This window comes from Flavonifractor sp. An112 (assembly GCF_002161085.1).
In the GTDB taxonomy this organism is placed as follows: Bacteria; Bacillota; Clostridia; order Oscillospirales; family Oscillospiraceae; genus Flavonifractor; species Flavonifractor avicola.
This window is the reverse complement of sequence record NZ_NFLU01000001.1, coordinates 211,731-232,836: the sequence shown is the minus strand read 5'-3', so window position 1 is coordinate 232,836 and position 21,106 is coordinate 211,731. Positions and strand designations below refer to the sequence as shown.

Sequence of the window (21,106 nt, the reverse complement as noted above, 5' to 3'; positions counted from 1 at the left end):
GGGGGTGAGAAGATGAATAACGCGAAAAGCAAGCTGTCTGGTACTTCCACCGGCTATAAGGTGATCACCGTCGTGATCCTGATCCTTCTGGCGATTTTCTTCATCTTCCCGCTGTACTGGATCGTCACCGGCTCCTTCAAGGACGCCATGACCATCAACGCACGTACACCTCAGTGGTTCCCCCTGAGTCCTACTCTGGAGAACTATGCCAAGCTGTTCAAGAATCCCGCCGGCCAGTGGCTGCTCAACACCATCATCATGGCTGTGGGCGCGCTGGTGCTCACCTGCCTCACCGCCGCTCTGGCCGGCTACGCTCTGGCTAAGAAGCGGTTCTATGGCCGGGCCCTCCTCTTCACCATCATCATCTGCGCCATGGCTCTGCCCAAGCAGGTTATCGTCATCCCCCTGCTGCGCGAGATGAACCTCCTGCACCTGGCGGATACCCTGTGGGCCGTTATCCTGCCCACCGTAGGCTGGCCCTTCGGCGTGTTCCTGATGAAACAGTTCTCCGAGACCATACCCAATGAGATCCTGGAGGCCGCCCGGGTGGACGGCGCCGGGGAGCTGCGCACCTTCTTCAGCGTGGTATTCCCCATGATTAAGCCCGGTATCGGTGCTCTGGCTATCTTTACCTTCGTTAACTCCTGGAACGACTACTTCCTCCAGCTGATCATGCTGACCAGCCGTGTCAACTGGACCATCTCTCTGGGTATTGCCCGCCTGCAGGGCGAGATGTCCAGCGACTTCGGCCTCATCATGGCTGGCGCCACCCTGGCCGCCATCCCCATCGTGGCCGTGTTCATCGCCTTCCAGAAGTACTTCACCCAGGGCATCGCCATGGGCGCGGTCAAGGGCTGATCCCGCTGACCGGACACTGCTCCGCCGGTACATTCATTTTACCCTGCGGTGTGCGTATTTAAGGGTTGATTTATCCTCCAAGTTCGTTTATTATCGTTTTGAGAGAAGGAATATTGAAATGAGCGATCTGAAAAAATACCAGGGCGTGATTCCGGCCTTTTACGCCTGCTATGATGAGGCCGGCAACATTTCTCCCGACGAGGTCCGCGCCCTGACCCGCTACCTGATTGGCAAGGGTGTCAACGGTCTGTATGTGGGCGGCTCCTCCGGTGAGTGCATCTACCAGAGCGTGGCTGAGCGCAAGGTGGTACTGGAGAACGTGATGGCCGAGGCCAAGGGCAAGGTGGTCGTCATTGCCCACGTTGCCTGCAACAACACCGCCGACAGCATGGAGCTGGCTGCTCATGCTGAGAGCCTGGGTGTGGATGCTATTGCCGCCATTCCCCCCATCTACTTCCACCTGCCCGAGTATGGCATCGCCGGCTACTGGAACGACATCTCTTCTGCCGCTCCCAACACCGACTTCATCATCTACAACATTCCCCAGCTGGCCGGTGTGGCCCTGACTCCCTCTCTGCTGGCTGAGATGCAGAAGAATCCCCGGGTCATCGGCGTGAAGAACTCCTCCATGCCTGTTCAGGACATCCAGATGTGGAAGGATGCCGGGGTCATCGTGTTCAACGGTCCCGACGAGCAGTATGTGTCCGGTCTGGCCATGGGCGCCTGCGCCGGCATCGGCGGCACCTATGCCGTTATGCCCGAGCTCTTCCTGAAGGTGTATGAGCACTTCCAGAAGGGCGAGATGGAGCCTGCCCGCCAGATTCAGAACGATATCTGCCGCATCATCTATAAGATGTGCTCCGCTCACGGCAACCTGTATGCCGTGATGAAGGCCATCCTGGCCAAGAACGGCGTGAACTGCGGCTCCGTCCGTAAGCCTATGCCCGGCCTGATCGACAGCGATGCCGCCGTGGTGGACGAGGCTTATGCCATGATCACCGCTGCCATTGCCAAATACTGCTGATCCCAGATCAAGTTCCGGGGCGGGCGGTGACCCGCCCGCCCCACTTTGATATGAAAGGCTAGGAGTTACATTATTATGCGTATTTATCAATCGGAAGACTATCAGGCCATGAGCCGCCGGGCGGCCAATATCATCTCCGCCCAGGTTATCTACAAGCCCGACTGTGTGCTGGGTCTCGCCACCGGCGGTACCCCCGTGGGCACCTATAAGCAGCTGGTGGACTGGTACAAGAAGGGCGACCTGTCCTTTGCCGAGGTTCGCTCCGTCAACCTGGACGAGTACCTGGGCCTTTCTCCCCACCATGAGCAGAGCTACCGCTATTTTATGCAGGATAACCTGTTCGACCACATTGATATCAAGCCGGAGAACACCCATGTGCTCAACGGTCTGGCCAAGAATCCCGAGGCCGAGTGCGAGGCTTACAACAAGCTGATCCGGGATCTGGGCGGTATTGACCTGCAGCTGCTGGGTATGGGCCACAACGGCCACATTGCCTTCAACGAGCCGGGCGACGACTTCGGCCTGGAGACTCATCTGGTGGACCTGACCGAGAGCACCATCGAGGCTAACAAGCGCTTCTTTGAGAGCCGGGACGAGGTGCCCCGCCACGCTCTGAGCATGGGCATCAAGAACATCATGAATGCCCGCCGCATCCTGATTATCGTCAGCGGCGAGGAGAAGGCCGACATCGTGAAGGAGGCCTTTACCGGCCCCGTCACCAAGGACGTGCCTGCTTCCGTGCTCCAGCTCCATCCCGACGTAACCCTGGTGGGCGATAAGGCTGCCCTCCATAAGCTTGTGGAAGCAGGTGTTCCCGTATGCGGATAACCGGCGGCCAGGTTTTTGACCTGCAGGAGGGATTTGTCAAGCGGGACGTCTGCTTTGACGGCCGGCTTCTTTCCAACTCCAGCAGCGATGGCAAGACCTATGATGCCACCGGCTGCTATGTGATCCCCGGTCTGACCGATGTACATTTTCATGGCTGTAAAGGCCACGACTTCTCTGATGCTGATCCCGAGGGACTGGAGATCATGGCCCAGTATGAGCTGTCCCGGGGCGTGACCCAGATCTGCCCCGCCGGCATGACTCTGCTGGAGGATCAGCTCACCAAGGTCTGCCAGGTGGCAGCCGCCCATAAGGCTGCCGACAAGCCCGGCGCCGCCCTGTGCGGCATTAACCTGGAGGGGCCCTTCCTCTCCATGGCCAAAAAGGGCGCACAGAACGGTGACTGGCTCCATGCACCCGACGTGGAGATGCTCCGCCGCCTTATTGCTGCCTCTCAGGGCCTGGTAAAACTGGTGTCCCTGGCTCCCGAGGAGCCCGGTGCCATGGAGTTTATCGAGGCTATGGAGAGTGAGGTTACCATCTCCCTGGCCCACACCACTGCAGACTATGACACTGCTATGGAAGCCTTCCGGCTGGGCGCCCGGCAGGTGACCCACCTGTTTAATGCCATGCCGGCCTTTACCCACCGGGCTCCCGGTGTGGTGGGCGCGGCTCTGGACACTCCGCTGTGCAATGTGGAATTGATCTGTGATGGCGTTCACATCCATCCCTCTGTGGTGCGGGCGGTGTTCAAGATGTTCGGCGCCAAGCGTGTCATCCTGATTTCCGATACCATGCGGGCCGCCGGTATGCCTGACGGCGATTATACTCTGGGCGGCCAGGCCGTCAAGGTAAAGGGCAAGTATGCTACCCTGGAGGACGGCACCCTGGCCGGTTCTGTTACCGATCTGATGAATTGTATGAAGACCGCCGTGTCTTTTGGCATCCCTCTGGCGGATGCCGTGCGGGCTGCTGCGGTCAATCCTGCCAAGGCTATCGGCATTTTCAGCCGGGCCGGCAGCCTGGAGCCCGGCAAGCGGGCCAATGTGGTTGTTCTGGATGAGAATCTGGAACTGAAAGATGTATTCTTCCGCGGCGAATTAGTCCGCGGCTGAATAGAGCGCACCCCCAAATACAGGCCTTCCGGTCCTACTCCATTCCTATAGGCCGGAAGAGTCGAAAAAAAGGAGGAAAATCCGCCGGACCGGCGGTGCGGCAGTGTGGAGACCTGTCGTAACGTTCTGGGAGTTTTGCTCTCCCGGGGCGAGAGGGTATTTGCGGAGGCATTGCCCTTACGGTCCATGTATATGGCAACTGTAGTTCTGAAAGGCGTCAAGAAGATCTATGACAACAAGGTGACCGCTGTCCACGACTTCAATCTGGAGATCGCGGATAAGGAGTTCATCGTGCTGGTCGGTCCTTCCGGCTGCGGCAAGTCCACCACTCTGCGGATGGTGGCCGGCCTGGAGGATATCTCCGAGGGCGATCTGCTCATCGGCGGCAAGCGGATGAACGATGTGGAGCCCAAGGACCGCGATATCGCCATGGTGTTCCAGAGCTACGCGCTCTATCCCCACATGACCGTGTATGAGAACATGGCCTTTGCCCTGAAGCTGCGCAAGGTGCCCAAGGATGAGATCGACAAGAAGGTGCGTGAGGCTGCTGCCATCCTGGATATCACCCAGTACCTGGATCGTAAGCCCAAGGCTCTGTCCGGCGGCCAGCGTCAGCGTGTGGCCATCGGCCGCGCCATCGTCCGCGATCCTCAGGTGTTCCTGATGGACGAACCTCTGTCCAACCTGGATGCCAAGCTGCGTAACCAGATGCGCGCCGAGATCATCAAGCTGCGCCAGCGCATCAACACCACCTTCATCTACGTGACTCACGATCAGACCGAGGCTATGACCCTGGGCGACCGTATCGTCATCATGAAGGATGGCTTCATTCAGCAGATCGGTACTCCTCAGGAAGTGTTCGATCGTCCCGCCAACCTGTTTGTGGCCGGCTTCATTGGCTCTCCCCAGATGAACTTCTTCGATGCCAAGCTGCAGAAGAAGGACGGCAAGTATCAGATCGCTGTGGCCGACGCTGTGATTGAGCTGGCTGACAAGGCCCAGAAGATCCTCACCGAGAAGGGTGTGGGCGACATGGATGTGGTGGCCGGTATCCGTCCTGAGCACATCTCCTTTGCCCCTGTGGCTGGTCCTCACACCGTGTCCAGCACGGTGGATGTGTCCGAGATGATGGGCAGCGAGGTGTACCTCCATGTGACCGCCGCCGGCAAGGACGTGGTGCTGCGTATTCCTACCACCGAGCTGCCTGAGGAGCATCGTGCCGGTATCCCCTATGGTACCGCCATCAACTTTGCGTTCCGTCCTGAGCTCATTCACCTGTTTGATCCTCAGACCGAGAAGAACCTGCTGTATTGATCTCCAGCAGACAGAACCGGCCCCTGCCGCAGCTGCGGCAGGGGCCGGTTTTTCTTTGTCGACAGCACCAGCGGCCAGGGGAGAGAATAGGATGAAGCAGACGGCAATCCTTTCATGAGTTGCCGGAGAATTTAAGGAGAGACGAGGGAGCGGCCGTGCGGCGATGGGAAAACGAGCAGTATCGATATTATAATCCGGACCCGCTTCGCCTGAGCGGACCGACCTGCTGTATCTGGCAGGGACCTACCGGCCCTACAGGGGCAACAGGCGGTGCTGGTCCCACAGGCCCCACAGGAGCAACGGGCAATGCCGGCCCAACAGGTCCCATGGGTCCGGCGGGGACAGTGGGCAGTACCGGTCCAACAGGCCCTACGGGTCCCACAGGGGCGACTGGCAGTATTGGCCCAGTAGGTCCTACAGGCCCTGCAGGGGCCGATGGCGCTGGTTCCACAGGTCCAACAGGTCCAACAGGGGCAGCGGGTGATACGGGCCCTGTCGGCCCTACAGGCCCCACAGGCCCCGCAGGAACAGGAGCAACGGGCCCCATGGGCCCAACAGGAGCGGTGGGCAGCACCGGCCCCACAGGGCCGACGGGAGCGCAGGGGTCAACTGGCCCTGCGGGGGGAGAAGGTCCCACGGGTCCCACAGGCCCTACTGGATCTGCCGGCACCGCTCCAGATGATGTGTTTGCGTCGTATGTAAATTATCAGTATCCGCTTGTTCGAGGGAGTCAGTTGGTGGTGTTTCCGGATGTGACAGATCCAACCGGGCAGATCATCCAGGCCAGTCCCACGGTTATTGCGCTGGAACCTGGCTATTATTTGATTTCTTATAAGGTATCAGCGGTTTTTCGGCAGGCCAACTATATGCAGGTAACGCCATCTTATAACGGTACCACCCATTTGGAGACAGGGATCTATTTTGCTGTCAGTACAGCCGGTGGGAGTGCGGCAGGCTCGAGCTTTCTTATTCTGCGGGCGCCAGCAGCCACAACGTTTACGTTGACCTATTCCGGCTCTGGAGATGCGGTGGATGGAGAGATTAATCTAACTATTCTGAAGCTGCGCCGGGCGCTTTGACAGCGAGGGCACCAAGAACGCCGGAAAATAACAAAAAAGGCACGACATATGTCGTGCCTTTTTTGGAGCTAGTGGTGGGAATCGAACCCACGGCCTGCTCATTACGAGTGAGCTGCTCTACCTCTGAGCCACACTAGCGCATAATTTATTCCAAATTACTTGTAACATGATACAATAGAAGAAACAAATTGTCAAGGAGAATTCTCGGTGGTGGGGGAGCTGCTCATAATGCTCTGACATTATGGTAAGCCCTCCACACAATCTAGCGTTTTGTGTTGCTATGGATGTAAATAAAATGCGGAGTGCCTTTGCAGGATACTCAGATCCTATAAGGACACTCCGCATGGTCGGAGTGTCATTAAAGGATCTGTGAAAACCCAGTAATATCAATGTTTTACAAGCAGTAGGCAAGGCTTTCATCCTATCATAATATGTTTTGTTCATGATATTTTCCGGCTATGATGTAGTCTAGATTATAATCTTATTGATTATTTTATCGAATGGAGTTCCTACTGCTAATTTAACATTAATCATTTCGAAAAATATTGCTCCAGAAATAAAATGGAACACCGCGCAGATGTATAACATGCGTAATGTCTATATGTGTCTTTTTTGTCGCTATCTCCATTATCTTGTACACTTTTGATAACAGCCCAGTCGCATTCATTATACATGCTAGTGGCACAGTAAGCGATAGCGTATGATTCCATATCAATAGCGAGCAATTTTCGCTGATGATTTATTTTTTCTGAAATACTTTTTTCGTTGGCAATTACTGCCATTCCAGATGCTGCAACCCCCCGTTTTACTTCTAACGGCTCACGACGGGTCATTTTTTCTGGCCATTTTTTTGAAATTAAATTAATTTGCCCTGTTAGCCCAATAACTTTATCAAAGGTATCGGAGACCTTTTTTGAAACATTGATTGTTCTTATATCTGGCTGTAACCCCGCTTCAGTAATTTTCCCTTCATCATGCAGATAAACTGAATCAAACAACAAAATATCGCCAAAATTTGCTTTATCTTTTGGTGTTGCACAAACACCAGTCATCATGATAAGGCGGGGTTTCATCAAAATAATTGCTTGTGTAATAGCCATTGAAGCTGGTACTAATCCCATTCCACATGGTTTTAGGATAGCAATATTTAATTCTTTACCATTAACTTTATAACTAAACCCTATATATTGTAGTCCTGAATGTTCTTTATAGTTAATATCATCAATATTAAAAACATTTAACAGATGATCCATTTCGTCACTCAAAGCAACAATATAGACAATATCGTACTTTATATCATCCTCTTGATCTGTTTCCGGATAATTATCGTAGACATTATTTTGAGTCCCAGTTAAAAATCCTTTTTTATACTCTTCCCATGATGTAATAGTTTTTCTTTTCATTCTCTACTCCCTAAACTATTCAAGTGCACTGATTAGTCTATGAATACTATTAGATGAGAGTTTTGAACTCTTTTGAATTTCGTCGATCAAGTAAGAAAACAGTACTACGCTATCAATTTCGTCTGCAACAGAATTTATTATCTTTAATAATATGGATGCCGTTTCTGTATTCTGTTCAAATAAATTTTCATTATAGATTACAAATCTCATTCTTGTAATTTCTGCTTTTAAATGTTCTTGACGATCACGATATTCCATATTTGTCATTTTGACACCTGATTCCAAAACACAATATGGAAGCCTTTTGTCAATTAAAGCATAATATAATGCAAATACTCGAGATTCTTTTGAAACAAAAATTGCAGAATTAATCGCCTTCCAGTATTCTTCGTAATAATCAACTTCTGTTTCAAAATTACGCTTTAGTAGTGCTTTTATAATTCCATTGACGATGTCCCCATAATCATTTTTTAGTTCTTCTTCCTGACTTTTAGAAATCATTAGGAACGCATCAGTGGAATTATCTGACTCGATAAATCCATTAGTTTCAAAAGTGTATTTCAAAAGTTCTCCGAAATTATCTCCGTGTTCCTCTATTATGCTATAAATTGCATAGCATCTATTAATGAATGTTCCTGATCCTTTTCTAAAAATATGTTCAATTTTCTCTTTTGCAGTTTGCATGATTGCTTTCCTCCAAACCGATTTAGACAGTCCTATGTCCAACTTGAGCGATTTTTAATGGATGTGTATAAAAAGGGTTCTGCTATTACGTTGAAATTTCTGGCCCTCCTTCACAAAATTATTGTTGATAATATTATACCAGATAAGGCAATCAGGTTAAAGTTGTTTTTATTGATTCTGCTATTGTAGTCGCATGTAGTATATAGTTTGCTCGATCAACTAATTCAAATCCATCGCTAAATTATGCTGCCCAACGGGACTACGGGCGGCGTTTTCATTCATATTTCCCAACGAGAAAGGAGGGGTGCTCCCCCACAGGCCAGCCACGGGCTGGCTTTTTTTATTTCACAACGAAGGAGGTTTTTTAGGTGGCTGACGATAAAAAGAACATTCCCGACGCTGGGAAGGTAGACGAGCCCCCCAAACCGGGAAAGGTGGAGCCTGTCAAAGCCGATTCCCCGGTGCAGGATCAGCCCGCTCCGACCAAGGCGGAGGCTCCCGTGACAGAAGATGCGTCCAAGGTGGTAACACCCCCAACGGCAGGAAAGCCCGTTGAGGGAAAGACAGCTCCCGACCCTGCGGCGGAGCAACCGGCTCCGGCGGATAAGGAGGCTCCCAAAGACAAGGACGCTCCGGCTCCGTATAAGGAGGGTTCGCCGCCGGGCAAGGACGAGAAGCAAACCACGATCCCCAGCATGGGAGATCCCGCCCCCACTGGAAAGGTGGTGGATTTTATCGCTACCCGGGATGGGGCGACGAAGGGCAAGCCCACAGAGAAGGCTACGGCCCAGGATAAGGACAAGCAGGCAAGCAAAGCGAAGGATGCGGCCAAGCCCCGCAGGGGCCGCCCACCCAAGGTTGACAAGACGGCCCCCGACAAGGCCAAGCCGCAACCTCGGGACAAAATGTTCCAAAGCAAACCGCCTGCCGGGAAAGGCGCTCCCGTCAAAGCAGAGGCCCCAGCTGCAACCGAGCAGCTGCCCGTCCCTCGGGACGCTGCCCGTGGAGTGAAAGAGGAGATCGTGTATCTCAATCTTACCGAGCTGCACCCGTTCAAAAACCATCCTTTTGGCGTCCGGGACGATGCAGAAATGCAGGGACTGGTGGAGTCGGTCAAGGCTGCTGGGGTCAATCAGCCTGCGCTGGTGCGGCCCCGTGAGGGCGGCGGATATGAAATCGTCGCCGGACACCGCCGCCAGCGGGCCAGCGAGCTGGCTGGGTTTGTCAATATGCCCTGTATCGTCCGCAACATGACCGATGACGAGGCCATCCTCGCCATGACGGACGACAACCTGCGGCACCGAGAGAAGATTTTACCCACGGAAAAGGCCGCTGCGCTGAAACAGCAGGTGGAAGCCATCAAGCACCAAGGAGCCCGGCCCGGTGAGGATGACCGGGACGCCGGAAAACGCTCCACGCAGATCGTCGGGGATCGCAACGGCATGAACTACAAGCAGGTACAGCGGTATATCCGCCTGACCGAGCTTGTCCCTGATCTGCAAAAGATGGTGGACGAGAAGCAGCTCTCTTTTACCCCTGCCGTGGAGATTTCTTTCATCCGCCCCAGGCATCAGAAGTATATCGCCGTTGCCATTGAGGGGCAAGCGTCCTCCCCGTCCCTCTCTCAAGCGCAGAAGATGCGTGAACTGGATAAGGAGGGCAAGCTGAACGGCGATGTGATCGACGGTAGCGGCGGCCCCGAGCCATAGAGCGGGGAGCCGGGCGGCGGGTGCGCTGTGACTTCTCCGGCAGGAGAACGAGCGATCAACACCAGCGCCGCAAGTGGGACAAGCCACCCCACGGCCACGATCCGCAGCCGGACAAGCTGGCCGCTTGCCCCTCCGGGCTGCCGCCCCCTCGGGAGCGTCATGCTGAGTATTGCTGTCTTATGACGGGCCAAGGAAATGAGCGTGGTGCTCCCGAAACTTTTTATCAAGGAGGAAACCAACATGAAGTATGATCCCGAACTGGCGGCCCTGCTCACCCAACCGTGGAGCAACAACGCCTGCCGTGGCTATGTCATCTACGCTATGGAAAACTGCGGGTTTTCTCCCTCGGACATCCGGCGTGTGGTGGCAGAGCTCTACGAGGTCTTTGACATCCGTGGGCTGGAGGAAGCCCAGCAGCACTTTGAGAACAGCCCCTACTGACCTTGGGACAAGTTGTCCCAAAGTGGAGCAAGGCAAGAGGGCGGCACCGCCGAAGGTGCCGCCCTCTTGCGTTTCCCCACGGGACAAGGGGGACTGTCGGTCATTGTTTCGTATCGCTCTGGAAGGAGGCCCACATGGAAGATCCCGTACCCGTCAAGGAGGAATACACCTATCAAGTCGGCAAAATCCAATTCATTGTCACGCCCGTCTACAAGGACAAAGGCGAGTCCATGCGTGACATCCTGTTGAAGCTGATGCTGGCCGATTTGGAGCCAGCCTAACTGTTCCATCGACATCCTTAACTCAAGCGGTCGGCAGAGGTATAATATACATAGGATGAAGCCTTGCTCGACTGCTTGGAAAGGAGGGCATTGTGAAGCAGTCAAGTAAGAAAATCTCTACCGGCACAGCCGCTCTCTACTGCCGCCTGAGCCGTGACGATAACATGGACAGCGAGTCCAACAGCATCCAGAACCAAAAGAAAATTCTCCAAAAGGCCGCCAAGGATAAAGGCTACACGGACACTATCTTTTTCGTGGATGACGGTATCACCGGCACTACCATGAAGCGCCCCGGCTTTCAGAAAATGATCGCCGCAATCGAGGCCGGGTACATCTCGGCGGTGTTTGTAAAAGACCTCTCCCGGCTGGGCCGAAACTACATTGAGGTGGGCAAGCTCACCGAGGAGTTTTTCCCGCTCCATGATGTGCGGCTGGTGGCCGTTTCCGATGGCGTGGACAGCGACGAGGGCGAGGACGATTTCACCCCGTTCAAGAACATCATGAATGAATACTACGCCAAGGACATCTCCAAGAAGCGCCGGATCGTCAATAAGATGAAAGGCAACGCCGGGATTCCGCTTTCGCCGCCGCCCTATGGCTACATGAAAAACCCGGACGATCCCCGTTTTTGGGTCATTGACCTGGAGGCCGCCGAGGTGGTGCGCTGCATCTACCGTCTGGCCTTGGAGGGTAACGGCCCCTTGCAGATTGCCACGGCGCTGGGGACGATGGGGGCGCTGAACCCCTCGGCCTATCGAACCAGCAAGGGGATCAACAAGGGCGGCTCCAAAAGTACGCTGGAGCCTACCAAGTGGAACCATACCACCGTCAAGAAAATCCTCACCTTGCAGGAATACTGTGGCGATGTAATTAACTTCAAGACCTATTCCAAGTCCTATAAGATGAAGCGCCGGATTGAAAACCCGGAAGAAAACCGGGCAATCTTCCTCAATGTCCATGAGCCCATCATTGACCGTGTGACTTGGGAAAAGGTGCAAAGCCTGCAAACCACCCGGCGCAGGCGGCCTACCGTAACAAAGGAGTCCAGCGCCTTTTGCGGCTATCTGAAATGCCCGGAGTGCGGAGGCAATCTGACTTTCCACTTCAACCAAGGCAACCACGACATCAAGTTCTTTAGCTGCAACAACCACAATTCCGGGCTCCGCAAATGCTCGTCTACCCACTATATCCGGCTGGACTTCTTGGAACAGGTCGTGCTTTACGAGGTACACCGGCTGGCCTGTTTCGCCAATGAGTACGAAAACGACTTTATCAAGGCGATGGTGGGCCGCTCGGCAAAGGTAGCGGAAAATGACCGGGTACACAAGAAGCGGGAGCTGGACGGGCTACTGGCCCGGGACAGGGAGCTGGATATGCTCTTTGAACGGCTCTATGAGGACAATGTGTCCGGCAAAATCGACGATGCCCGGTTCGCCAAAATGTCCAAGCGGTATGAGCAGGAACAGGGCGAAAACGCCGGACGGATCAAGGCGCTGCGGTTGGAGCTGAAAAAGCTGGAAGATAAGCGGATGGATGTGGACACCTTTTTGGAAACGGTGCGACGCTACACCGACGCCACCACCATCACCAAGCGCATGGTTGCCGAGCTCATTCAGTACATCGAGGTCTATCCTGCGGTCAAGGAGGACGGCATTACCAATCAGCGGGTGACGATCCACTATAACTGCATCGGTGCTTTTGAGGTGCCGGATCGCCGGAAGATCCCCGAGCGGGACATTCTTTTGGAAACGAGAAAAGGCGTAGCATTAAGCTACGCCCCCGTACAGATCGCTATATAAACTTGGAAATAAAAAATGCGGAGTATCATCAGCAGACCTTTTCAGATCCTTTAATGATACTCCGCATGGTCCGAGTGGCGGGATTTGAACCCACGGCCTCTTGGACCCGAACCAAGCGCGATACCAAGCTTCGCCACACCCGGATGAAATTGAACTGCGCTGAACAGGGGATCAGATTATTCCGACCAACTGAGCGCTGAATAATATTATAGAGGGGAGAAGATAAATTGTCAAGGAAAAATAGAGACGATAGCGCACCAGACGGCAGGAAAATAAAAAGAAGGACATGACCTTGGTCATGTCCTTCTTTGGCGGAGAGAGAGGGATTCGAACCCTCGAGACGCTATTAACGCCTACACGATTTCCAATCGTGCGCCTTCGACCAACTCAGCCATCTCTCCATGGTGAGTGCTCTACAAGTTGACTGCATAGGACAGGCAACGGATTATATTATAGCAGATTTTTTTGCTACGTCAAGGGGTAAAATGAAAAAAAGAAAAAATTTTGATTTGATGGGGCGGAAGGCGAAAACTGGGGCTCTGCGCGCGGCTATAGGAAGCGTGGGCCAGACTATAAAATCAAGCAGGGAATTGCGGTAAATCAACAGAGAGTTTCAGGGAGAAACATATGGTAAAAGACTGTTTCTTTTTGTTATTTTTTGTATCCATCTTTGGTTACATAATTCAATAAAATGTTTACTTGATGAAAAAATTTAAAAGCTGAATCCATTGCGCTGCAATGGATTCAGGAAAAACGGGAAAATTTCCTATTGACTTTTTGACCTGAAAGTGGTTACAATGTGGTTACAAAAAGATGAACAACAAGTAACAGTCTGTAACAGGAGGATTCCTAACAATGAAAAAACGAGCCCTTTGCGCGCTCGCAAGTCTGGTCCTTTGTGTGTCTTTGACCGGGCCTGCGTACGCTGCTGAGAGCGGCGTCAGCTTTGAAGTAAATGGTACGTCCCTGGTGACTGAGTTTGCCACCAAGGTAGAAAATGAAATGACGTACGTCTCCTATTGGCCTATCGTGCAGGCCCTTTATCCTGAAGCTGTGGCCGTGTGGAACAATGGCCAGGCGGAGGTTACCGCCCCCGGCCTGAAGCTGCAGATCGCCCCCGGCGCCAAGTATATTGTGGCCAACGGCCGGTACCTGTATGTGCCCGACGGCGTGAAGCTGGAGAATGGTGTGGTGCTGGTGCCTGTCCGCACCCTGTGTCAGGCCCTGGGTGCCAAGGTGGTTTGGAACGGTGCAGAGAGCGTAATCGAGATCACTTCCGGCAGCGGTCCTATTGCTTCCGGTGACAGCTTCTACGACCAGGAGGATCTGTACTGGCTCTCCCGTATCATTTACGCTGAGAGCGGCAACCAGTCTCTGGAGGGTAAGATCGCTGTGGGCAACGTGGTGCTCAACCGTGTGGCCAGCCCTCAGTTCCCCAACTCGGTCTACAGCGTGATCTTCCAGCGGAATCAGTTCACGCCGGCTTCCAACGGCCGCATCAATCGTACCCCCACTGCGGAGTGCGTCATCGCCGCCAAGCTGGCTATGGAGGGTACTAATACCGCAGGCAATGCCCTGTACTTTATCAATCCCTCCATTTCCTCCAGCCGCTGGTTCAGCCGCAACTGCACTTATGTTGCTACCATCGGCGCCCACGCGTTCTTCGCATGATGAGTTATGCCGCCGCGCAGACAGCGCGGCGGCATTTTTTATGTTTTTGAAGAAAATGAAAAAAGAGATTGACAAGTAGGGAACTATATTGTATAATCTTTTTTGCATTTGACCTGGACAGGACGTGGAGAGATGTCCGAGTGGTTGAAGGAACCGGTCTTGAAAACCGGCGATGTGGAAGCATCCGTGGGTTCGAATCCCACTCTCTCCGCCACACTTTTATAAGGTATGTTCATTCGGCACGCAGAAGTACCCAAGTGGCCGAAGGGGCTCCCCTGCTAAGGGAGTAGGGCGGGAAACCGTCGCGAGGGTTCAAATCCCTCCTTCTGCGCCAACAAGCCGCAAGCGTAATCGCTTGCGGCTTGTTTTTTGTTTATTCAGATATTGTTTGAATCATAACCTGGACGCCAATTCCGCGCTCATCCAGGAACCAGAGATCTCCGGTGAAGCTGCCGTCTGGCTGGGGAGTGAGGGTAGTATAGGTCTGGCCGTCCCGTTCCTCATCCTGACGGATCAGGATGCAGTCTGTACCCTCCGCCAGAGGAAGCTGATAGCTGCCGTCGGTCAGGGCCAGGGCCTCCGCCTCGGTCAGTGTGGTCTGGTTCAGAAGCGTGCCGTTCTCATCCAGTTGGAAGAAGGTGCAGGACTCCAACCGGGGGATCATTTCTGTACGCAGCTCCACGGAGAGGGCATCTTGTGTGGTGCGGCCATTGATGGTGGAGGTGTATTTGGTTTCCTGCTTGAAGCTCATGCCACCGCCCATGAAGGACTGTCCTTTGGTCAGATAAAGGGAGCCGTCCTCCCGCTGATAGACCTGACAGGAGGTCCAGCTATAGCCCAGCCCGCCGGGAGCGGGGGTGGAGGCGGGGCCAAAATATAGCGTGCCGGAGAGTTCTTCCGTGTTCCCTTGGTCTGTGATGAGTGTATTGTGAACTGCGTCCGCCACATCGCTTTGGAAAGCAACCGTAGCCGAATAGGGGTCCTCCGGGTCGGTGGGGGGAAGAAAGTCAAAGAAGAGAGCCTGCCCCTCCAGATCGGTGAAAGCATATCTGCCGTCGCTCTGAAGGCGAGCATTCAGGATCTTAATATTCCCATAAGTCTCCCAGTCACGGTCAAAATCATAATCAACAGTGGGCCGGAGGACCATGTAGTAGCCCACCCAGCGGTCCTGGGCCGGGTTTTGGGCTTCCGGCCGGGCCAGGCTGACCGGCCGGAGCAGCACCAGCAGCAGAACAAGGGCGATCCCTACAGCCGGGATCAGGAACCGTCGGTTAGGGCGTCTCTTTGCCGTCATCATCCTCATCCTCCAATCGTCCATCGAAGCGCAGGATATCCCCTACGTCGCAGTTGAGGTAGTAGCAGATTTTGTTGATTGTGTGAAAGCGTACGCCGTTGGCCTTGCCGGAGCGCAGGATAGACAGATTGGCCTCGGTGATGCCAACCTTGGCGCACAGCTCCTTGGCAGTCATATGGCGGTCTTTCAGGATTTCGCTCAGATGTACAGTAATGGCCATAGCGGTACCTCAGATAATGGATTGGTTGTCCTCCTGGAGTTCTTTGCCCTGCTGGAGGCAGCGGCACAGCAAGTAAAGAGCGGCGGCCAGCACCAGAGAGGACAGAGGAATATACACCTGAAAATGGGACTGGAGCGGGAACGCCAGGAAGGTAAGCTGAAACAGATTTTTCAAAACGGTGAGCAGGGCGGACCACACCACCAGCTGCCGGCACCAGCGGGCCGTGAGGGCACACCGCTCCACAGCCTCCTGGCTGAACAATCCCGCTTTCAGTACGGCGGTGAGAGAGGCTGCCTGGGCCAGTACAAAGGCGGTGAACAGGTCGGCCACCAAAGGCAGGAGCATCAGAATAAACTGGAGGATGAGTCCGGTGGTAACAGCGTCGTTAATACTGTTGGCATCAAAGACCAGCTCATAGCTGGATGGGCTGTTCAGCGACGTCTGGGTGGCCTGGCTGACAAACGCGCTGATCCGGCTGTACGCCGTTCCAAAGGCCGCCAGCAGGGCGCAGGCCCACAGCAGGATGCGGAGTACCCCAGCCAGCTGGCCGACCTCCTGGCCCTCCAGCCGCCGCAGCACCCGCAGGACCAGCCAGGCTGCCAACAGGGAGAGATAGACGCACAGGGAGACGGAGGGCCATATCTCCGGTAGCTGCGTGGGGAGCAAGGTAGGGTTGACGGAGAAAAACACCATGCAGAAGCCCACACCACAGGCGGGCAGCAGCAACCAGTCTTCCCATACCAAGGGTCCCCGGTTCTTGGGCAGAACCAGAAGCAGCAGTGGCAGAAGGGTGACCACCAGGGTGATTGCCCAGGCCCCCGTGTTGCCCCAGGGACCGGACAGGGAGAGCTCCCGCAGCCCCTGGCCTGGAGCAGAGAGCAGGTCTGGCAGTCCCTGCGGATCATAGCACGACAGAGCAAGGGCGGTTAGTCCTCCGACCAGAGCGGCGCATAGCAGGATCAGAATATGCTTGCGTGTCATGGTACTCACCTCAAATTATTGTTTTATTATAATTCCACCTTGAGCATAGCAGAATAATTATTGTTTGTCAATAATTATTGAAGCGAGAACGGAAGAAATATGGCGAGCGGCTTTGCACTACGACACCGAATCAACTGCGGGAACAATGGAAAGACCATTGAACCGTTTCCGGATGTAAAAAGGTAATTTGCCATGAAAAATGGCGGCACCCAATGTTGGGTGCCGCCATTTTTTGAGCTTTGTAAGTAGGGGTGGATGTGTTCAAGTCAGGATTCCCAGGTCTCCTGGCTACCGGACTTGACATACTCGTGAGCATTGGTGGCTTCCGCGATGTCGTAATAGGCCCAGTTGTCCTTGTCCACATCGCAGAACTTGCGGAGCTGGTCACCGTGCTCGTCCACATAGTCCTCATCAGCGCTGCGGCCCAGCATCCGGTTGGCGATGACGGTGACCTCGGCGCGGGTGATGGTCTGATAGGGGCGGAAGGTTCCGTCGGTAAAGCCGTTGATCCAGCCGTACTGGATGGAGCCGACCACCACATCATAGAACCAGTCGTCCTCATCCACGTCGGAGAAGATGTTCTCGCCTTCGGTGCTCAGATCGCCGAAGCGCATCCCGATGGCGGTGAATTCCGCACGGGTAATGACGCGGGTGGGCTCAAAACGGCCGCCGCCCACGCCCTCCAGGATGCCGATGGAGGCCAGGGTGTTGACAGCGTCAGCGTACCAGGCGTCAGCGGGCACGTCGGAGAAGGTGACGGTCTGGGTCACGTCCTTGTCCAGCAGCAGGTTGTAGAACATCTGAGCGGCCTCAGCGCGGGTCATATTCTGACTGGGACCGAAGCAGCCGTTGGGGAAGCCCTGCAGGTAGGCAAGGTGATCCTTGGTGTTGAGCCAGTCGGACACACCGGTGTCATCGGGAGTGGGAGGCAGCTGACGGAAGGAGACGGAGATGGTGTGCTTCTCCTTCACATTCTTGAAGGTGTAGCTGCTCACAGCGCCTACGCTCTCGCCGTCCACCAGCACGTCGTCGATCTCATAGCCCTCGTCGGCCTTCATGGTGAAGGTCTTATCGCTGCCGCGGGAGACCCGCACGGAGCCGCTGGGGGAGATGGAACCGCCCTCACCGGCGCTGGCAGTGATGGTGTAGCGGGTAACGCTGGGGATATCGGGTTCTTCCCAAACCAGAGCAAAGGGAGAGAAACCCGCTCGCGCTACGTCGAACTTAATGCCGTTTTCAGTAAACTCGGCCTGCATGGTTTCCATCTCACAGGCGGTAATGGCTGCTTCGACGTCTTCCTGACCAGTAATGCCGTATTCACGGTGCAGGTCCTTGTAGTGGATGACCTTAAGTCCCAAAGTTTTTGCATTTTCGGCTGTTACGCCGTCAGGGTAGGGCAGATAAATCGTAGTACCGCCAAAAGCAGATACCCAAGCGTTTCCATTAAAGGCGTCCACAAGATCGAGATAGTGGAATTTGTAGCGATAAGCCAGACCTTCCCCGGGATCACCGAGGTACTTCTCCGCCTTGGCTTCCATGAGTCCTTGCCGATCCTCGCCTTCGTAGACCAGCAGAGAGTCGTCTAAAAGCTGGATACCTGCAGCATTTGCCTCACGATCTTCATCGTCGTTGGTGTAAAATGTAGGGTCAGACCAAGCATATTCCTTGTTCGGAATTGCTACAGCGTGTTCGACCGGCCCCGAGGGTTCTTCGCTCACCAGCGCATAGGTGTTTTCGCCGGTTTGGGCATCCTTGATGTCCTCAACATATCTTACGATTATGGTTCCACCGTCGCCCAGTTGAACTTCATTTCCATTTATTTTTACATCTGGGTCAGTCAGATCCTTCCATGAAAACTTTGCAGTGTACACGCCGGCTCTACCATCGTTATTGACGACCGTACCATCTTCGTAAATATAAGTTACATCTAACAGGGAAATTAACTGATCGACTAGACTTTCGTCGGCAGTTGCGCTGTAAGTCTTTCCATTGACTTCGAGGCTCGTTAAATCGTCTCCAGATTGATTGGTAACAGGATTCTCGACATAACTTAAGTCAATGCAATTTGTTAAAGTGAATTTAGGGAAGCCTCCGTTATCATAGTTCTCGTCACCTTGTCCGCCACCGGTATAAATCGTAATGTCATCCGGGTTTAGTGTGTACTCATTGTTGTTGACAAACATGACCGCATAGGATTGACCGGGGATCAGGCTGTCCAGCGTCACATTGATGGAATCGGTGTTTTTAAGCTCTTCCAGCGTCAGTGTTGCGTCGTCCGTAGGTGCACCGTCTGCGTTCAGCGGGAGGTACGCCATAAAGAGACCGGTGTTTTTTGCGTCGCGAAGCTTGCTTACGGTGAAATGAACGCTTGTTTCAGAGGGCTGGAACCAGAGTGCATTGCTGTCAATCATAGTCCAGTCGGAGTGCTGAGCTTTAACAGCATTTGTGATTGCTGTTGCCGCCACGTTGCTGGCATTGCCGAGTTTGATGTTTGCATAGTTGTCATCCAACGTTATATTAAATGCCTTCAAGGCGATGGTTTTATTGCTGTCGAGGCTGCCTTGGTTGATTACGATATGCTCCTGAGTATCGGTGGCAGGGAGGAGGCCTGTAACTTGAATTTGCGCTTTGCCGCTGTTATTGTTTTCGATAGTTGCACTACCCTCAATTTTAAGCAGCGATTGATTTGCCTTCGGCTCATATATTATTGCATAGCTTGAGCAGTTTGTGATTGTACCCTGAATGGTTATAGTAGACGGATCCTCTGCCCGAATTCCTGCACCCGTGATATTTGTGATGATGCCCGTCTTTGTCACCGTAATGGTGCCGCCTTTTCGAGAACCGTTATTGGAAATGAAAAGTGGCGGCACATTGGAACCATCGATAATGCCAGAAATTTCAATAAGAGGTTTGCCACCATTTAAGTAGACCATGGCGACATCGGCAGTACAATCAGTAATACTTGCTCCCTCAAGAAGTTTGAATGTAACTGTGCCGCCACCTCTCAAACGGAAGAGAACATTCTTTGAGTCGCAATCGGAAAGACTCCCTCCAAGTTCTATTTTGCCTCCGTTGATGTCGGCAATACCAATAATGTTAATATCGGACATGGTGGAATCTTTTTCCGTTGCAAATGTGGAACCAACCAACATAATGGCGACATCAGATGAGTTTTTTGTATCGCTAACAATATTGGTGATAGTTCCTTTTTCCCCGAGGGTAAATATGGAATTTCCAACAGCCGCTACGGCAATACCGGCAAAACCATCATTTAATGCTCCGCCGCCTAAGCCGGTCCCCATGGCTGGATTAAATGTCATATGGCTGTTTGCCGTGATATCCTTGATGGAACCGTAGACTGTAGCAATACCGCCATCTTCAAGGAAGACAGCCCGTCCATCGATACTGCTGATCTCAGCGCCTTTCTGAATCTCAATCTTGCCGCCTTGGCTCCAAACTGCAGCTACACCGCCTATACGTGTACCAAGGTTATCATCAATGATTTTGCTGCCAGACTGCATAATCAGAGTACTCCCATACCACTGACCGCCCGCATCGGTATTGCCGCCAACGCGAACCGCTGACATTCCGCCGAAGTTCTTAAGTGTGGTACCGCTACCAAGAATAATTGTACCTTTGCCGTCTCCATAAGCTGCAATGATAGCATCCTGGACTTTATTTTCGTTATTTCCTTCACCTGTAAGCTGCTCTAAGAAATTGGTGCCGTTGGTCTTAAAAGCATCATCTAGCGTGATATTTTGTAGCGTCAACTCAGCGCCGTTTGCCACCTCGATCATGGCGGGATTGTAGCCGCCGCGTGCAGCATCGTTCTGGGCAGTAAAATTTTCACCCCTGGTGATCGTATATCCGTTTCCGTCAATAGTAAGCGCCTTCGTACTAACAAATGCGTACTTCTCCATCGACAAATTTGACATCACATAAATCGTTGCCCCATCCGATGCTGTGTCTACCGCTTTATGCAGTGTAGCGTAGGGTTTATCCGACTCACCGGTTCCGGTTGTGTCATCACCGTTTTTAGACACATATACCTTCTGCGTCGGTTCGCCGGCGGGCTCATTGACCGGTGCGGGGTCTGCTAAGGTATCTGCTGCCGTGTTGGGTGTGTTCTCCGGCTCTTCGGCCAGAGCTACGGCAGGGAGAAGGCTCAGAAGCATGGCACAGGTAAGCACTAAGCTCAGAATATGCCGGGTGGTCTGTTTCATCTGCTTTCCCTCCTAAATTTTATGAACGTGTGCCTCCACACACATGGGGTAAAGACGGTGTCGCTGGACAATGGTGTTGCTTGTGAGACTGACCATGCATATGGGACAGTCGCATCTGAGTTGCTCAGGTGTAATCAATCCATTAAGGATGGAATCCCACTGTTTGAGCAGAGTAAATTCCCCCC

The 21,106-nt window shown here is 53.4% G+C and carries 17 protein-coding genes and 5 tRNA genes; 13 read left to right on the top strand and 9 right to left on the bottom strand.

Translation table 11 applies throughout. From position 1 onward, the window contains the following. Positions 1 to 12: 12 nt before the first annotated feature. The 6 genes from B5E56_RS01075 to B5E56_RS14810 all read left to right on the top strand — a co-directional run bounded on the left by B5E56_RS01075 (position 13) and on the right by B5E56_RS14810 (position 6,215). Positions 13 to 858 (top strand): carbohydrate ABC transporter permease, encoded by an 846-nt coding sequence (locus tag B5E56_RS01075; protein ID WP_087387905.1) that lies wholly within the window; start codon positions 13 to 15, stop codon positions 856 to 858. 118 nt (positions 859 to 976) lie between these two features. After that, positions 977 to 1,882, top strand: coding sequence for a dihydrodipicolinate synthase family protein (locus B5E56_RS01070; protein WP_087188303.1), 906 nt, complete (start codon positions 977 to 979; stop codon positions 1,880 to 1,882). Positions 1,883 to 1,957: 75 nt separating this feature from the next. Further along, positions 1,958 to 2,710 carry a glucosamine-6-phosphate deaminase gene (gene nagB, locus B5E56_RS01065; protein WP_087271979.1) on the top strand — a complete coding sequence of 251 codons (753 nt, stop codon included), beginning with the start codon at positions 1,958 to 1,960 and terminating at the stop codon, positions 2,708 to 2,710. Next, positions 2,701 to 3,822 carry an N-acetylglucosamine-6-phosphate deacetylase gene (gene nagA / locus B5E56_RS01060; protein WP_087188305.1) on the top strand — a complete coding sequence of 374 codons (1,122 nt, stop codon included), beginning with the start codon at positions 2,701 to 2,703 and terminating at the stop codon, positions 3,820 to 3,822. Before nagB ends, nagA begins: the two co-directional genes overlap by 10 nt. A gap of 192 nt (positions 3,823 to 4,014) precedes the next feature. Beyond that, positions 4,015 to 5,136 carry an ABC transporter ATP-binding protein gene (gene ugpC, locus B5E56_RS01055; RefSeq protein ID WP_087188317.1) on the top strand — a complete coding sequence of 374 codons (1,122 nt, stop codon included), beginning with the start codon at positions 4,015 to 4,017 and terminating at the stop codon, positions 5,134 to 5,136. Positions 5,137 to 5,870: 734 nt separating this feature from the next. Next, entirely contained in the window at positions 5,871 to 6,215 is a 345-nt protein-coding gene (locus B5E56_RS14810; protein ID WP_087387903.1) for a hypothetical protein, read from the top strand. 63 nt (positions 6,216 to 6,278) lie between these two features. Here B5E56_RS14810 and B5E56_RS01040 read toward each other — a convergent pair. The 3 genes from B5E56_RS01040 to B5E56_RS01030 form a co-directional block, all read right to left on the bottom strand. Then, positions 6,279 to 6,353 (bottom strand) — tRNA-Thr (locus B5E56_RS01040). Between the two features lie 392 nt (positions 6,354 to 6,745). Then, positions 6,746 to 7,618 carry a hypothetical protein gene (locus tag B5E56_RS01035; protein WP_087387901.1) on the bottom strand — a complete coding sequence of 291 codons (873 nt, stop codon included), beginning with the start codon at positions 7,616 to 7,618 and terminating at the stop codon, positions 6,746 to 6,748. Positions 7,619 to 7,633: 15 nt separating this feature from the next. Further along, positions 7,634 to 8,302 (bottom strand): hypothetical protein, encoded by a 669-nt coding sequence (locus B5E56_RS01030; RefSeq protein WP_087387899.1) that lies wholly within the window; start codon positions 8,300 to 8,302, stop codon positions 7,634 to 7,636. A gap of 368 nt (positions 8,303 to 8,670) precedes the next feature. On the opposite strand from B5E56_RS01030, the gene B5E56_RS01025 reads away from it, so the two are divergent. The 4 genes from B5E56_RS01025 to B5E56_RS01015 all read left to right on the top strand — a co-directional run bounded on the left by B5E56_RS01025 (position 8,671) and on the right by B5E56_RS01015 (position 12,532). Further along, complete coding sequence (locus B5E56_RS01025; RefSeq protein WP_242958711.1) at positions 8,671 to 10,011, top strand: ParB/RepB/Spo0J family partition protein; 1,341 nt, start codon at positions 8,671 to 8,673, stop codon at positions 10,009 to 10,011. 240 nt (positions 10,012 to 10,251) lie between these two features. Further along, entirely contained in the window at positions 10,252 to 10,452 is a 201-nt protein-coding gene (locus B5E56_RS01020) for a hypothetical protein (protein WP_050004370.1), read from the top strand. Positions 10,453 to 10,586: 134 nt separating this feature from the next. Then, the gene (locus B5E56_RS14680; protein WP_006573143.1) at positions 10,587 to 10,733 is read left to right on the top strand and encodes a hypothetical protein; all 147 of its coding nucleotides are present in this window, start codon (positions 10,587 to 10,589) and stop codon (positions 10,731 to 10,733) included. 92 nt (positions 10,734 to 10,825) lie between these two features. Then, the gene (locus B5E56_RS01015; protein ID WP_087387897.1) at positions 10,826 to 12,532 is read left to right on the top strand and encodes a recombinase family protein; all 1,707 of its coding nucleotides are present in this window, start codon (positions 10,826 to 10,828) and stop codon (positions 12,530 to 12,532) included. Positions 12,533 to 12,598: 66 nt separating this feature from the next. Here B5E56_RS01015 and B5E56_RS01010 read toward each other — a convergent pair. Next, positions 12,599 to 12,675 (bottom strand) — tRNA-Pro (locus tag B5E56_RS01010). Positions 12,676 to 12,841: 166 nt separating this feature from the next. Continuing rightward, positions 12,842 to 12,933 (bottom strand) — tRNA-Ser (locus tag B5E56_RS01005). A gap of 601 nt (positions 12,934 to 13,534) precedes the next feature. Between B5E56_RS01005 and B5E56_RS01000 the strand changes: the two genes are divergently transcribed. From B5E56_RS01000 to B5E56_RS00990, 3 genes are all read left to right on the top strand, one after another. After that, positions 13,535 to 14,203, top strand: coding sequence for a cell wall hydrolase (locus tag B5E56_RS01000; protein WP_242955380.1), 669 nt, complete (start codon positions 13,535 to 13,537; stop codon positions 14,201 to 14,203). Between the two features lie 126 nt (positions 14,204 to 14,329). Then, a tRNA-Ser gene (locus B5E56_RS00995) sits at positions 14,330 to 14,417 on the top strand. A gap of 29 nt (positions 14,418 to 14,446) precedes the next feature. Continuing rightward, a tRNA-Ser gene (locus B5E56_RS00990) sits at positions 14,447 to 14,537 on the top strand. 39 nt (positions 14,538 to 14,576) lie between these two features. On the opposite strand, the gene B5E56_RS00985 is transcribed toward B5E56_RS00990, so the two are convergent. The 4 genes from B5E56_RS00985 to B5E56_RS00970 form a co-directional block, all read right to left on the bottom strand. Then, complete coding sequence (locus B5E56_RS00985; protein WP_143383105.1) at positions 14,577 to 15,500, bottom strand: hypothetical protein; 924 nt, start codon at positions 15,498 to 15,500, stop codon at positions 14,577 to 14,579. Next, complete coding sequence (locus tag B5E56_RS00980; RefSeq protein ID WP_087272135.1) at positions 15,475 to 15,717, bottom strand: helix-turn-helix domain-containing protein; 243 nt, start codon at positions 15,715 to 15,717, stop codon at positions 15,475 to 15,477. Before B5E56_RS00980 ends, B5E56_RS00985 begins: the two co-directional genes overlap by 26 nt. Before the next feature lie 9 nt (positions 15,718 to 15,726). Then, complete coding sequence (locus B5E56_RS00975) at positions 15,727 to 16,698, bottom strand: hypothetical protein (protein WP_087387893.1); 972 nt, start codon at positions 16,696 to 16,698, stop codon at positions 15,727 to 15,729. A 266-nt stretch (positions 16,699 to 16,964) separates the two neighbouring features. Next, positions 16,965 to 20,921, bottom strand: a complete 3,957-nt coding sequence (locus B5E56_RS00970) for an S-layer homology domain-containing protein (protein ID WP_087387891.1) — start codon at positions 20,919 to 20,921, stop codon at positions 16,965 to 16,967. Positions 20,922 to 21,106: the final 185 nt, after the last annotated feature.